This is a genomic window from Neobacillus drentensis (genome assembly GCF_036965645.1).
Classification (GTDB): domain Bacteria; phylum Bacillota; class Bacilli; order Bacillales; family Cytobacillaceae; genus Neobacillus; species Neobacillus drentensis_D.
This window is the reverse complement of record NZ_JBALPZ010000007.1, coordinates 1-14,065: the sequence shown is the minus strand read 5'-3', so window position 1 is coordinate 14,065 and position 14,065 is coordinate 1. Positions and strand designations below refer to the sequence as shown.

Annotated in this window: 12 protein-coding genes and 1 other annotated feature; all 12 genes read right to left on the bottom strand. The window is 40.5% G+C overall.

Annotated features, from left to right (window positions below; genetic code table 11):
• The 12 genes from cysS to V7266_RS01050 all read right to left on the bottom strand — a co-directional run bounded on the left by cysS (position 1) and on the right by V7266_RS01050 (position 13,804).
• Positions 1 to 1,398: a cysteine--tRNA ligase gene (cysS, locus tag V7266_RS01105; RefSeq protein WP_335465403.1), complete on the bottom strand. Its 1,398-nt coding sequence runs from the start codon at positions 1,396 to 1,398 to the stop codon at positions 1 to 3.
• On the bottom strand, positions 1,379 to 2,053 hold the full coding sequence (cysE, locus tag V7266_RS01100; protein WP_335465402.1) for a serine O-acetyltransferase: 675 nt from the start codon (positions 2,051 to 2,053) through the stop codon (positions 1,379 to 1,381). The genes cysS and cysE overlap by 20 nt, the downstream gene beginning before the upstream one ends.
• 48 nt (positions 2,054 to 2,101) lie before the next feature.
• Positions 2,102 to 2,358 (bottom strand) — a binding site (T-box leader).
• A gap of 221 nt (positions 2,359 to 2,579) precedes the next feature.
• Positions 2,580 to 4,037 carry a glutamate--tRNA ligase gene (gene gltX, locus V7266_RS01095; RefSeq protein ID WP_335465400.1) on the bottom strand — a complete coding sequence of 486 codons (1,458 nt, stop codon included), beginning with the start codon at positions 4,035 to 4,037 and terminating at the stop codon, positions 2,580 to 2,582.
• A gap of 73 nt (positions 4,038 to 4,110) precedes the next feature.
• The gene (ispF, locus tag V7266_RS01090) at positions 4,111 to 4,593 is read right to left on the bottom strand and encodes a 2-C-methyl-D-erythritol 2,4-cyclodiphosphate synthase (protein ID WP_335465398.1); all 483 of its coding nucleotides are present in this window, start codon (positions 4,591 to 4,593) and stop codon (positions 4,111 to 4,113) included.
• Positions 4,593 to 5,285 carry a 2-C-methyl-D-erythritol 4-phosphate cytidylyltransferase gene (ispD, locus tag V7266_RS01085; protein WP_335465396.1) on the bottom strand — a complete coding sequence of 231 codons (693 nt, stop codon included), beginning with the start codon at positions 5,283 to 5,285 and terminating at the stop codon, positions 4,593 to 4,595. The genes ispF and ispD overlap by 1 nt, the downstream gene beginning before the upstream one ends.
• A 58-nt stretch (positions 5,286 to 5,343) precedes the next feature.
• Positions 5,344 to 6,432, bottom strand: coding sequence for a PIN/TRAM domain-containing protein (locus V7266_RS01080; protein WP_335465394.1), 1,089 nt, complete (start codon positions 6,430 to 6,432; stop codon positions 5,344 to 5,346).
• A 204-nt stretch (positions 6,433 to 6,636) separates the two neighbouring features.
• Positions 6,637 to 7,710 carry a DNA integrity scanning diadenylate cyclase DisA gene (gene disA, locus V7266_RS01075; protein WP_335465392.1) on the bottom strand — a complete coding sequence of 358 codons (1,074 nt, stop codon included), beginning with the start codon at positions 7,708 to 7,710 and terminating at the stop codon, positions 6,637 to 6,639.
• Positions 7,711 to 7,713: 3 nt separating this feature from the next.
• On the bottom strand, positions 7,714 to 9,093 hold the full coding sequence (gene radA, locus V7266_RS01070) for a DNA repair protein RadA (protein ID WP_335465390.1): 1,380 nt from the start codon (positions 9,091 to 9,093) through the stop codon (positions 7,714 to 7,716).
• Positions 9,094 to 9,235: 142 nt separating this feature from the next.
• A complete protein-coding gene (gene clpC, locus V7266_RS01065; RefSeq protein ID WP_335465389.1) occupies positions 9,236 to 11,677 on the bottom strand; it encodes an ATP-dependent protease ATP-binding subunit ClpC in 2,442 nt (813 codons plus the stop codon).
• A 17-nt stretch (positions 11,678 to 11,694) separates the two neighbouring features.
• Complete coding sequence (locus V7266_RS01060; protein WP_335465388.1) at positions 11,695 to 12,765, bottom strand: protein arginine kinase; 1,071 nt, start codon at positions 12,763 to 12,765, stop codon at positions 11,695 to 11,697.
• A gap of 1 nt (position 12,766) precedes the next feature.
• A complete protein-coding gene (locus tag V7266_RS01055) occupies positions 12,767 to 13,315 on the bottom strand; it encodes a UvrB/UvrC motif-containing protein (RefSeq protein WP_335465387.1) in 549 nt (182 codons plus the stop codon).
• A 27-nt stretch (positions 13,316 to 13,342) separates the two neighbouring features.
• On the bottom strand, positions 13,343 to 13,804 hold the full coding sequence (locus V7266_RS01050; protein ID WP_335465385.1) for a CtsR family transcriptional regulator: 462 nt from the start codon (positions 13,802 to 13,804) through the stop codon (positions 13,343 to 13,345).
• Positions 13,805 to 14,065: the final 261 nt, after the last annotated feature.

Below are 14,065 nucleotides of genomic sequence, written 5' to 3'. Positions count from 1 at the left end.
TTAGCCTCTTTTCCACCTTGTACCCTGCGGTGTGTCCTCTAAAATAATATTCATTTCTTTTAATTGATCTCTAATTTGATCTGACAATTGGAAGTTTCGGTCTCTCCGTGCCTGGTTGCGCTTTTCAATTAGCGCATCAATGTCATCATCTAACATTTCTTCACTGCCAAGGGTTAATCCCAGTACCCCGAATAACTCTTCAAATTTGTTTGTAAAGGCCTCAATTACCTCAACTGCTGTATTTTTTTCTAAAAGATAATAATTCGCCAGTTTAGAAATTTCAAATAGGACCGATATGGCTAAAGCTGTATTAAAGTCATCATCCATCGCCTCAATAAATTGATCATGCAGGACAGTCAGCTTATCGAGCCACTCTTGATTATGTTCCGTTAAATCGGTACTTGCCTCTTTGCGGTGGTTTAAATTTTGATAAGAGGTCGTTATTCTTTCAAATGCCGCCTTTGTGCTTTCTAATAATTCTTCACTATAGTTAATAGGATTTCGATAATGAACCGACAGCATAAAGAAGCGCAATACCTGCGGGTTATGTCTCTGGATAATATCATGAACAAGGACAAAGTTTCCTAGTGACTTTGACATTTTTTCATTATCGATATTAATATAACCATTATGCATCCAGTACCGAGAGAATAATTTACCAGAAAGAGCTTCTGATTGAGCAATTTCATTTTCGTGATGCGGGAACGTTAAATCTTGTCCTCCCGCATGGATATCAATCGTCTCGCCAAGGTACTTTTTAGCCATTGCTGAGCACTCAATATGCCAGCCTGGACGCCCTAATCCCCAAGGGCTTTCCCAATAGATTTCCCCTTCCTTTGCCGATTTCCAAAGGGCAAAGTCTAAATCGTCTTCCTTCCTATCACCGACCTCGATTCTAGCACCCACCTGGAGATCATCAATCGATTGATGTGATAGTTTCCCATACTCATCAAAGCTTCTTGTACGGAAATATACATCCCCTTCTGATTCATAAGCAAAGCCTTTATCTACTAATTGACTGATGAAATCAATAATGATATCCATATTGTCCATTACCCGTGGATGGACATCTGCCTTTTGGCAGCCTAATGCTGAAACATCTTCAAAATAAGCCTCAATAAAGCGGTTAGCAATGGTCGGAACATCTTCTCCAAGCTGATTAGCTGCCCGAATTAATTTATCATCCACATCTGTGAAGTTTGAAACATATTTTACATTGAAGCCGCGGTATTCCAAATATCGCCTTACTGTATCAAAAACGATGGCCGGACGGGCATTTCCTATATGAATATAATTATAGACGGTTGGACCGCAGACATACATTTTTACTTTTCCTTCTTCCATTGGAACGAAGGTTTCTTTCTTTCTGGATAATGTATTATATATTTGAATGGCCATTGACTTTTATCCTTTCACTTTTTAATTCTTGAAGCTCTTGTCTCAGTTGATATACTTCATTTTCCATTTCCCGAATACGGTCAGCAACTGGGTCAGGAAGATCACAATGGTTTAAATCTTTTGCTGTTGGTATCCGGATTCCATCTTGAATAACTACTCTTCCTGGTATCCCGACTACGGTTGAGTTTGGCGGTACTTCCTTTAATACAACCGAACCACCGCCAATTTTTGAATTTTCACCGACTGTAATGGAGCCTAGCACCTTCGCACCGGTAGCAATAAGGACATTATCTTTAATGGTCGGATGACGTTTGCCTTTTTCTTTCCCAGTCCCTCCAAGGGTAACACCTTGGTATATAGTTACATTATCCCCTATTTCACAGGTTTCCCCTATGACAACACCCATACCATGATCAATAAAAAATCTCCTGCCTATTTTTGCCCCAGGATGAATTTCAATCCCGGTAAAGAAACGGCTTGCTTGTGAAATCACACGAGCAGGGAAATATAATTTTCGCTTGAAGAGTGCATGTGCAATCCGATGTGCCCAAATGGCATGCAAACCAGAATAAGTCAAAACGACTTCTAAGGTGCTCCGCGCCGCAGGATCTTGTTCAAAAACAACCTCAATGTCCTCCCTCATCCTTTTGAACATCGCTCTTCCCCCTTTGTCTTATATATAAAAAACGCCCCTGTCGCAATCGACAGAGACGCATAATACGTGGTTCCACTCTGATTAGACCTATTAAACAAACTCCCAATTTAATAGGGAATTGGGCTTAACATGGCCTCACTCTACTTGTTAACGGATGGCTCCGCCCAGATCTACTCGAGTTGACTCCTTTCGAAATGGGGCTCAGAGGTGCATTTCAAAAAATGGGAGGCTTAAACCACTTTCAGCCAGTGATGGTTCTCTCTTAAAAGCATCATTTTTTTACTTTTCCTCTTCTTCGCTTTGGCTTATATTATTCGGATTCTAACATTGAACCTCGATAACTGTCCAGCTCCAGCCCCCAGCAGCTAGTGGACTTCACTCTTCTCCCTACGATAAGTCAACATCGGATCGCTCATCGCTCTCCGTGTATCCATTATCTCAGTCAAAGCGCTCCAGTTCATACGCCGCTAAACGGGTGCTTCCGCTTTTCTTGTTCCTTTTACTATATTACATTTTTTCTCTGTTGTTAACTAATAATTTGATTAATTCTGTTTTGTACTTTAGCTTTCCCCAATAATTCAATAGCCTGTGGCAGGTCTGGACCATGTGTCTGCCCTGTTACCGCTGCACGAATCGGCATAAACAAGTTTTTCCCTTTTTGACCTGTGGACTTTTGTACGGACTTCATGGCTGCTTTGATTCCATCAGCCCGGAAGCTGTCAAGTTGATCAAGCTCTTGAGAAAATGCCCGTAACACTTCTGGAACCGTTTCACCCGCTAAGACTTCCTTCGCATCTTCTTCAAAGACTGCATTATCTTGGAAGAACATATCAGATAATTCTACGATTTCCGCACCAAAGCTCATTTTTTCCTGTAAAAGAGCAACTAGACTTCGAGCCCATTGATGCTCCTCATCTGTTAAACTTTCACTAAGACGTCCAGCTTTAATTAAGTGTGGCAGAGCCAGCTCTAGTACGCGGTCAACCTCAATCTTTTTCATATATTGGTTGTTCATCCATGTTAGCTTTTGCTGATCGAATAATGCTGGTGATTTAGAGAGACGATTAGCATCAAAAATCTCAATAAATTCTTCTTTGGAGTATAGTTCCTCTTCACCAACTGGTGACCAGCCTAAAAGCGTAATAAAATTAAATAATGCTTCCGGAAGATAACCTAGTTCCTCATATTGCTCAATAAATTGAATAATCGATTCATCACGCTTACTTAATTTTTTCCGGCTTTCATTTACAATGAGGGTCATATGTCCAAAAACAGGCGGCTCCCAGCCTAATGCATCATAAACCATTAACTGTTTTGGTGTGTTTGAAATATGGTCATCACCACGAAGTACATGACTAATTTCCATTAGGTGGTCGTCAATCGCAACCGCAAAGTTATAGGTTGGTGTTCCATCCTTTTTCACCATCACCCAGTCACCCATGCCTTCAGATTCGAACGAAACAACCCCTTTGACCATGTCGTCAAATGTATAGGTTTTACTTTCTGGTACAGCAATACGGATACTTGGCTGGCGGCCTTCGGCTTCATATTGACGGCGTTGTTCGTCTGTTAAATGACGGCATTTACCGGAATAGTGAGGAGTTTCGCCTCTCTCGGTTTGCGCTTCACGTTCTGCTTCGAGCTCTTCTTCCGAACAGTAACACTTATAAGCGTGTCCAGTTTCTAATAACTGATTATAGTAAGTTTCATAAATATGGTTTCTTTCAGATTGACGGTATGGACCGAATTCGCCGCCAACATCAACGCCTTCATCCCAATCCATTCCGAGCCATTTTAAATATTTTAATTGACTTTCTTCACCGCCGGCGATATTCCGCTTTTTATCGGTATCCTCTATCCGGATAATAAATTTACCACCTTTATTTCGAGCAAATAAATAATTAAATAGTGCAGTACGGGCGTTTCCAATATGTAAATGTCCCGTTGGACTTGGAGCATACCTTACACGAACTTGGTTTGACATAATAATGCTGCCTCCATCGATATATATTCTCTCAACCGATTTATTTTACCATTGTGATTTCTATCTATAAAGTCTAACTATTAACCTTTTTTAATAAAACAACGGCTTGAGCGGCAATCCCCTCGCCTCTGCCGGTAAAGCCTAATTTTTCTGTTGTTGTGGCTTTTACATTTATTTGGTCTGGACCGGCCTCTAATAATTCAGCAATCCGTGTCCGCATCTGCTCGATATGCGGCGCCATTTTAGGCTTCTGAGCAATAATGGTACAGTCTGCGTTAACCAATTCGTACCCTCTATCTTTTACTAGCTGCCATACATGTTCTGTAAGCTTTGCCGAGTCAGCATCTTTAAAGTTGGGATCTGTATCGGGGAAATGCTTACCGATATCGCCTTCGCCAATCGCTCCAAGGCAAGCATCGCAAACCGTATGTAATAAAACATCTGCATCAGAATGTCCCAAAAGCCCTTTTTCATAAGGAATTGTAATCCCGCCAATAATTAGCGGACGCCCTTCTGTTAATTGGTGTACATCAAAGCCCTGTCCAATTCGAAACATCAGTAAAACTCCTTCTCTCTCTTTTTTATGATCGCTTCTGCAAAATATAAATCCTCAGGTGTTGTCAGCTTAATATTATCGTAATCGCCTTCGACGATGGACACCGGGTAATTTAACCGTTCCACTAAGCTGGCATCATCGGTTCCAAGGAATTGGTCCTTTTCTGCTTTTTCATAAGCTTCCTTCAGTAATGAAATACGAAAAGCTTGTGGGGTTTGAACAGCCCACAAGCTTGAACGTTCGACAGTTTCCACTACCACACCATTTTTTTGTTTTTTCATAGTGTCTTTAGCTGGAACGCCCATAATCGCAGCACCAGTTTCTACTGCCTTCTGTGTTAAAAGGTGGATATGACCCTTTTGAATAAACGGCCGAGCTGCATCATGTACAAGAATAATACCATCCATTTTGACTGTTTTAAGAGCATTGAATATACTGTGCTGACGTTCGTCCCCGCCCATTACCAAATCAGGAACTTTCCTAATTTGGTACTTTTGAAGCAGCCCATTAATTTCCTTATGATCCTGAGGATGTATGGCTAATATAATTCCGTCGCAGGCCTCATCCTCTTCAAATACCCTTAAAGTATGAACCAGAATTGGCAGCCCATTAAGCTCCAATAAAAGTTTATTTTTCCCCGCTTGCATTCTTTTTCCCATGCCGGCAGCCGGGATAATGACTTGGTAAGTCATAAAAATACCTCTCTATCTGTCTAGCGGTCACACCAGATAAGGCGCTTCGCTTTTCTTTCTAAAGTGCTTTTTCTAATAATTTGGGTTTGGCAAATATCATTCGGCCAGCCGAAGTTTGAAGAACACTTGTTACAAGGACCTCAATCCTCTTACCAATATATTCTCTTCCTTCTTCTACTACGATCATCGTTCCATCATCTAAATAAGCTACACCTTGATGATATTCTTTGCCGTCCTTTATCACTTGAACCGTCAATTCCTCCCCTGGGAGGACAACTGGTTTTACTGCATTTGCTAAGTCGTTAATATTTAATACAGAGACATTCTGTAATTCACATACTTTATTTAAATTAAAATCATTCGTCACAAGGATACCATTTGTTAATTTTGCTAGTTTAACGAGTTTTGAGTCTACCTCGCTAATCTCATCAAAATCGCCCTCATAAATTTCAACTTTGATGGAAAGTTCCTTTTGAATACGATTTAATATATCTAAGCCTCTGCGGCCGCGATTTCGTTTTAATACATCAGAAGAATCTGCAATATGTTGTAATTCCTCCAGAACAAACTGAGGAATAACAATTGTTCCTTCCAAAAAGCCAGTCTGACAAATATCAGCAACCCGTCCATCAATAATGACACTAGTATCTAATATTTTCAACGCCTTGCCTGCTGCAGGATCTGCCTCTTCCTCACCAGACTTTTTCTTGTTACCTCGATTTCCAAACAACCCCAAAAGCTCATCACGCTTTTTAAAACCTACTTGAAAGCCAAGATACCCAAATAATAGCGTCAAAAGTATTGGTGCAACTGCATTCAAAATGGGCACCTGTACAGCATTAAGAGCAAAACTAATCAAAAAGGCAACAAACAAACCAAAAATTAATCCAACACTGCCAAATAGTACATCTGTTACAGGAATCCTTACTAAAGAATCCTCCGTCCATTTAATAAAATTAAAGACATAATCTACTGCCCAAAAGGTAATAAGGTAAAAAATAATAGCCCCTATAATAGCAGTAACATATGAGTTATTAATCAGTGGAATGTCATTAATATGAAGTAATTTAAACAATTCCGGCAGTAAAAGTATTCCCAGCGTACCCCCAATAATGAGGAAGCATGCCTGCACAATTCTTTTTAACATTCCTTCACCTCCTCTAATTCATTATAAACATTTTCCTAAAATTGAAACCTTGATTTTGTGATTATTTTTTCAAATTGTAATACTCTTGAAATAAAACCCTATTGTAAAAATCTTACTCCTCATAAGGGTAGCATTGGAAATTTTTTGTGTCAAACAAATTGAAGCTGTACATTTTAGCATACATGCTTTTACTTTTCAATCATTTTAAAGATGACGGTCTGTATATAGCCGATCTTTAATTAGCTTAAAGCCCTCTTTAATTTTCTTTGCCCGTACTTCCCCGATTCCCTCCACATCGTCAAGCTCTTCAACGGTTGCCGTAATTATTTTAGCTAATTCCCCAAAACTTGTGATTAAATTCTCAATAATAATCGAAGGCAGCCTCGGAATTTTATGCAGTATCCGGTAACCACGCGGAAATTTATTTTCCTCAAGATGGACATAGCCCAGGTAGCCCATTAACTTCAACAAGACCATATCCTCAATCGTTCCACTACTTGCCAACGACTGCATCCGTTGAAGCACGTCCCGGGTCTGGATTTCACGTTCGTAAGCATAATCTTTAATAATCAACATAATTTCTTCTTCAAGATCAGTCAGGATCTCATTCATTTGCAGCCGAATCAGCCTGCCCTCTGTCCCTAGCTCATGCAGAAAGGTTAATAGTTCATTTTTTATTTTCAATACCATTTCAAACCGATGAAGAACGAGTAAAAAGTCATTATATGTCACTGATTCTTCAAACTCTAAAATACTTAAATTGGTTATACTATGCTCAAGTACAACCTTGTATTTTTCAAGTGTCTGAATAGCCTGATTAGCCTTTGTCAGAATGACTGCAATATCTTTTAAGGAATAACGAAAGTTTCCTTGGTATAGGGTAATTACATTTCTTCTTTGCGAGATAGCAATCACTAGTGCTTTCGTTTGCTTAGCGACTCTTTCTGCTGTCCGGTGCCGCATTCCTGTTTCCGATGAGGGTATTTCAGAGTTAGGGGCTAGCTGGGCATTGGCAAACAGAATTTTGTTACCTAACTCGTTTAGTATGATCGCCCCATCCATTTTGGCAAGCTCATATAAAAAGCTCGGCGAAAAAGGGCAATTAATTGAAAATCCGCCATCCACAATGCTTTTTACCTTTTCATTATAGCCTATCACGATTAAGCCGCCGGTATTGGCTCTTAATACATTATCAATTCCCTCTCGAAGAGGCGCTCCTGGGGCGATTAACTGTAGAACATCACTCACAGTAACTTCACCTAGTTTTTTATTTTCCATCTGCTACTCCCCTAACGCTGCTTGAAGTGCCTCACTAACAGAGGAAACACCGATAAGTTTTATATCCTTGGGGCCTGTCCACCCACTTAAATTATTTGCCGGTAATATTACACGTTCGAAGCCTAACTTCGCCGCCTCCTGAACGCGCTGCTCAATTCTTGATACCCTTCTTACCTCACCCGTCAAACCAACTTCACCGATAATACAGTCGGTAGGTCTTGTTGGGCGGTCTCTGAAGCTCGAGGCTATGCTTACAGCAATTGCTAAATCAATTGCCGGTTCATCTAACTTTACTCCTCCTGCAACTTTTAAATAGGCATCCTGGTTGGCAAGAAGCAGTCCCACCCGCTTTTCCAAAACTGCCATTAAGAGCGGTACCCGATTATGATCGATTCCTGTTGCCATTCTTCGTGGGTTTCCAAAACTTGTAGGTGAAATAAGCGCCTGTATTTCAACCAGTACCGGACGCGTTCCTTCCATTGAGGCGACAACCGTCGAACCAGCTGCCCCGCGAGACCGCTCCTCTAAGAAGATTTCGGATGGATTTTCTACCTCTTCGAGTCCAAATTCTTTCATCTCAAAGATGCCCATTTCATTAGTGGAACCAAAACGGTTTTTGACCGCTCTAAGGATTCGGTAAGTATGATGTCTTTCTCCTTCAAAATAAAGCACTGTATCGACCATATGTTCCAATAGTCTCGGTCCGGCGATGGAACCTTCTTTGGTCACATGCCCAACGATAAAAATGGCAATCCCTTTGGTTTTTCCAATCCTCATCAATTCGGCGGTACATTCCCGAACTTGCGAAACACTCCCCGGGGCTGAGGTTACTTCTGGGTGAAAAACTGTTTGAATAGAGTCAATAATGACAAAGCTTGGATTCTCACTTTCAATCGTTCGGCTTATCTCTTCAAGATTAGTTTCCGAATAGACTAACAGGTTTTCAGACGAAATCCCCAGTCGTTCTGCGCGAAGCTTCGTCTGTCTTAATGATTCTTCACCAGATATGTAAAGAACAGAATTCCCTTTATTCGCAAGTTGAGAGGATACCTGCAGAAGCAGTGTGGATTTTCCGATTCCCGGGTCTCCGCCAATTAGAACTAATGAGCCCTTAACAACACCTCCGCCTAATACGCGGTTAAGCTCATTTAAATCGGTCAAGATTCTCGGTTCGTTCTCCATCTCAATTGCATTTATCTTCATTGGTTTTGTAAGCAGATTTGAATCGGACGTATGAGCAAATGCCCCTCGTCTTGCGGTCCCTGTTACTTCTACTTCCTCGACCATCTTATTCCACTGTCCACAGCCTGGACATTTTCCCATCCATTTTGGAGATTCATAGCCGCATTCTTGGCAGATGAATTTTGTTTTCCTTTTTACCATTTCCTTCAACCTTTCCTAACCATCATGCACCCGTTTCTATGGTCATAAGAAAACGAAAAAAGAGGTACACGGGTTGACTTTATTCACGTGTACCTCTTGCATGTGTTGTTAGACACTTAAAATTATTCGTTAACCATAAATCCTATTTTGCTAAGCTTGTTTGCTCTGCCATTCTAACAACAAACTCACTATTCACTACATCTATTATAGCATGCTGGCCTGTTAATAAAGTTCCTTTTAATAGTTCTTCAGAGAGACGATCCTCAATGTGCTTTTGAATGGCACGGCGCAGCGGTCTTGCTCCGTATTCCGGATCGTACCCCTCCTGAGATATCTTCTCTTTTGCTGCTGGGGTTAATTCTAACGATATATTTTGCTCTTTTAATCGTTTTACGAGCTGATCAGATAATAGAGTCACAATTTCCTCAAGATGCTTTTTCTCTAAAGCATGGAAGACAATTATTTCATCAATACGGTTCAGGAATTCCGGACGGAAGGCCTTTTTCAATTCATCCATTACCTTCCCCTTCATATCCTTATAATCCTGTGCTCCGTCTTGAATATTAAAGCCTACATACTTATTTCGTTTTAAGGCTTCCGCTCCGACGTTAGAGGTCATAATGAGTACAGTATTTCGGAAATCGACTGTTCTCCCCTTTGAATCTGTTAGGCGCCCATCTTCAAGAACCTGAAGCAGGATATTAAAGACATCTGGATGTGCTTTTTCAATTTCATCCAACAAGATGACGGAATATGGTTTTCTGCGGACTTTTTCTGTTAATTGACCGCCTTCCTCATATCCAACATATCCTGGAGGTGAACCGACAAGGCGGGATGTAGAGTGTTTTTCCATATACTCTGACATATCGATCCGAATCATCGAATCCTCATCACCAAACATTGCCTCCGCAAGGGCACGAGCTAATTCCGTTTTCCCTACCCCAGTTGGACCAAGGAACACAAAGGAACCAATTGGACGTTTTGGATCCTTTAATCCAGCTCTCGCACGACGAACAGCCTTAGAAACAGCAATAACAGCTTCCTCTTGCCCAATTACACGGGAATGTAAGGCCTCTTCTAAATTCAGTAATTTGGCTGTTTCCGTTTCGGCTAGTTTAGAGACAGGTACACCCGTCCAGCTTGAAACAACACTGGCAATATCCTCTACCGTCACTTCGTTATTTTCTTTTCCTTGTTTTTCTTTCCAAGTTTTCTTTGTTTCTTCCAACTGTTCACGAAGGCGCTGCTCTGTATCTCTTAATGAGGCAGCTTTTTCAAATTCTTGACTTTGAACAGCTGCATCCTTTTCTTTTCTAACTTCCTCCAGTTTCACCTCTAATTCTTTTAAATTAGGAGGCGTTGTGTAGGAACGAAGTCTCACCTTTGAACCGGCTTCATCAATTAAGTCAATTGCTTTATCAGGCAGGAAGCGGTCAGAGATATAACGGTCCGAAAGCTTAACCGCTGCCTCAATTGCTTCATCCGTAATTGAAACGCGGTGATGGGCCTCATAACGGTCACGTAAGCCTGCTAAAATTTGAATGGATTCTTCCATAGTAGGTTCATCCACCCGAATTGGCTGGAAACGTCGTTCAAGGGCAGCATCTTTTTCAATATATTTACGATATTCATCTAGTGTAGTGGCACCAATACATTGGAGTTCACCACGAGCAAGCGATGGCTTTAAAATGTTAGAAGCATCAATGGCTCCTTCCGCTCCACCTGCACCAATCAAGGTATGAAGTTCGTCAATAAAAAGAATGATATTTCCTGCCTGACGGATTTCATCCATGACTTTTTTTAGACGGTCTTCAAATTCACCACGATATTTAGTCCCAGCAACAACTGTTCCCATGTCGAGTGTCATTACACGCTTATCACGTAGAATCTCAGGCACTTCATTATTCACAATTTGTTGGGCAAGCCCTTCAGCAATGGCTGTCTTACCTACACCAGGCTCCCCAATTAAAACAGGGTTATTTTTTGTTCTGCGGCTTAATACCTCAATAACACGTTGAATTTCTTTACTGCGGCCAATAACTGGGTCTAGGCTGCCTTCACGGGCAATAGCAGTTAAATCCCTTGCAAGGCTGTCAAGTGTAGGGGTATTGGCACTAGTGGATGTACCGCCCTGGTGAGAGCCGGATTCATTACTTCCTAATAGCTGTAGTACCTGCTGACGAGCCTTATTAAGGCTGACACCAAGATTGTTTAATACCCTTGCTGCCACACCTTCTCCTTCACGAATTAAGCCAAGGAGAATATGCTCTGTACCAACATAGGAATGACCCAATTTCCGAGCCTCATCCATCGATAATTCAATAACCTTTTTAGCTCTTGGAGTATAGTGAATAGTTTGAGAAGCTTCCTGACCTTTACCGATTAGATTTTCTACTTCTTTTTGAATTTTTTCAGAACCCAAGCCAAGACCATAAAGTGCTTTTGCAGCAATCCCTTCACCTTCACGTACTAGCCCCAATAAAACATGCTCAGTCCCAATATTATTATGGCCAAGACGAATCGCTTCCTCTTGTGCAAGTGCAAGTACCTTTTGTGCTCTCTCAGTAAATCGTCCAAACATCATATCTTCTTCCTCCTCACCTATTTTTCATTCTCCAATTTTATTCGATCTCTAATTAATGCGGCTCTTCGGATATCCCTTTCATGCGGCCGTAATGGACCGCCCGCATATTGCTGAAGAAAACCCGGCTGGGTTAAAATCATTAATTCATTTAAGATCGTCTTTGACATATTTTTTATATACCCAATATCTATGCCAAGACGAACATCCGATAGGCAGCGGGCTGCTTCCTTCGATTCAATAATCCGGCTATTAGATAACACACCTAATGAGCGGAACACCCTGTCTTCTAATTGTATGTTAGAAGTTTTTTGTAATGCTTCACGAGCAGACCTTTCTTGTGAAATTAGCTGGCTGGCTACTCCTTTTATATCACGGCAGATATCTTCTTCTGATTTTCCGAGCGTGATTTGATTGGAGATTTGAAAGATATTCCCCAATGCTTCACTGCCTTCACCATAAATTCCTCTTACAACCAGGCCTAATTGGTGGATTGCAGGGATAATTCGATTAATTTGCTGTGTTAAGATAAGCCCAGGAAGATGCATCATCACTGATGCTCTGAGACCTGTTCCAACATTGGTTGGACAGCTAGTTAAATAGCCGTATTTTTCATCAAATGCATAATGGATATGATCTTCAAGCCAATCATCTATTTCATTCGCAGCATGTAAAGCTTCTGCTATTTGCAGACCAGGAAATAAACATTGAATTCGAATATGGTCTTCCTCATTTAACATGATACTAACTTCTTCATTTTCGGTTAACAGAACAGCTCCATATGGAGAATCCTCTGCCAAAAGCGGACTAATTAAATGCTTTTCTACTAAAACTCGCTTTTGAAGAGGCTGCATTTCATTCATTGTCAATAATTCCATTTTTTCATAGTTTTCGACAGGAAATTTAAAAAGAATATCCTTCATTGAATCAATTATTACTTTTGCTTCTTCATGTGAAAAAACAGTTGGGAAATTATAAGCTTCAAAGTTTCGTGCTAGTCGGATTCTGGAACTAAGGACAATATCGGAATCCGGTCCTTCCTCGCTCATCCAAGAGCTGACGGCTTGATTAAAAAATCGTTCAAGCGACACGTTATTCCCCTCCCTCTTCGATTCCAACTAATTGTTTCTCTAATGTTCGAATTTGATCGCGAATTTCTGCCGCTTTCTCGAATTCTTCTTGGCTGATGGCCTCTCTTAATTCCATTTTCAGCTCTTCAAGCTGTTTGCGGAGTTGAAACTCTCCACCAATTCTTTTTGGGATTTTGCCATTATGGGTCCAATTTCCACTATGAAGACGTCTTAAAACGGGTTTTAGCTGGTCTTTAAACGTCTCGTAGCATTGAGCACAGCCAAAACGGCCTACCTTTAAAAACTGCGGAAATGTCATCGAACAATGCTGACATTGTAGGATTTCCTCTTGTTGGAACGGGCTTTGGCTCGGCTTTTGAAAAGAAGGATCAATATTTAATAAACCGGCCAATAGGTTATTAAAGGCAAACCCCGATTCTCCATTTAAGATAAACATTTCACCTTTTTCCTGAGCACACTTTTCACAAAGATGAACTTCTGTTTTTTCACCATTAATAATTTTGGTAAAGTGAAGAGCAGCAGGCCTTTGATTGCATTCCTGACAGATCATACTTTTTCACCTCTTTAAGCTGTACCATTATTTATATTTTAAGGAAGTTAACATTGCTTTTAACATTCGCGCCCTTAATTCATCCCGGAACGGAAGATCAATATATAATACAGAACGATCAATTACACTTAGCATAATTTTTGCCTCTCGTTTTGTAATGACCTCCTCATGGACAAGTCTAATGATAACGTCTTCAGCACTTGTTTGACTTATACGATTGTTGACAAGGGAAAGCAAATGGTCAATTAAATGGGCTAAGTCGTGGGATTGAACCTTCATTATCCGAATATATCCACCGCCGCCCCGTTTACTTTCAACAATATATCCTCTTTCAATCGTAAAACGGGTATTAATAACATAGTTTATTTGTGAAGGGACACACTGAAATTTATCGGCAATTTCGCTTCTTTTAATCTCAACTAGGTCTTCTTCACTCAATTCCAAAACTTGCTTTAGATATTTTTCAATAATATCGGAAATGTTTCTCATCTTCCCACCTCCCATCTTCTGACTTTGACTATCTTTGACTTTGATTATACTGAAAATTTTATGCAGATGCAACGATTCTCTACTACTGATTTTCTCCAAATTTCACGGTTGTGAAACCTAGAAAGCCCAGAAAATAAGCTTTATATAATTCGACTATTTTCGTAATACTGACTACTGTAGCGAATAATAGACCTTAAAGATAAATATACAAAAAAAAGACAACCTTATTTGGTTGTCTTTTTTTTGCCTGGCAACGTCCTA

What these genes read in the sequence shown, in the direction of transcription:
- gltX (WP_335465400.1), bottom strand. Translation starts at nt 4,037, where the DNA reads ATGTCAAACCAAGTTCGTGTAAGGTATGCTCCAAGTCCAACGGGACAT.
- cysE (WP_335465402.1), bottom strand. Translation starts at nt 2,053, where the DNA reads ATGTTCAAAAGGATGAGGGAGGACATTGAGGTTGTTTTTGAACAAGAT.
- ispF (WP_335465398.1), bottom strand. Translation starts at nt 4,593, where the DNA reads ATGTTTCGAATTGGACAGGGCTTTGATGTACACCAATTAACAGAAGGG.
- disA (WP_335465392.1), bottom strand. Translation starts at nt 7,710, where the DNA reads ATGGAAAATAAAAAACTAGGTGAAGTTACTGTGAGTGATGTTCTACAG.
- ispD (WP_335465396.1), bottom strand. Translation starts at nt 5,285, where the DNA reads ATGACTTACCAAGTCATTATCCCGGCTGCCGGCATGGGAAAAAGAATG.
- V7266_RS01055 (WP_335465387.1), bottom strand. Translation starts at nt 13,315, where the DNA reads ATGATCTGTCAGGAATGCAATCAAAGGCCTGCTGCTCTTCACTTTACC.
- V7266_RS01080 (WP_335465394.1), bottom strand. Translation starts at nt 6,432, where the DNA reads ATGTTAAAAAGAATTGTGCAGGCATGCTTCCTCATTATTGGGGGTACG.
- cysS (WP_335465403.1), bottom strand. Translation starts at nt 1,398, where the DNA reads ATGGCCATTCAAATATATAATACATTATCCAGAAAGAAAGAAACCTTC.
- radA (WP_335465390.1), bottom strand. Translation starts at nt 9,093, where the DNA reads ATGGTAAAAAGGAAAACAAAATTCATCTGCCAAGAATGCGGCTATGAA.
- clpC (WP_335465389.1), bottom strand. Translation starts at nt 11,677, where the DNA reads ATGATGTTTGGACGATTTACTGAGAGAGCACAAAAGGTACTTGCACTT.
- V7266_RS01050 (WP_335465385.1), bottom strand. Translation starts at nt 13,804, where the DNA reads ATGAGAAACATTTCCGATATTATTGAAAAATATCTAAAGCAAGTTTTG.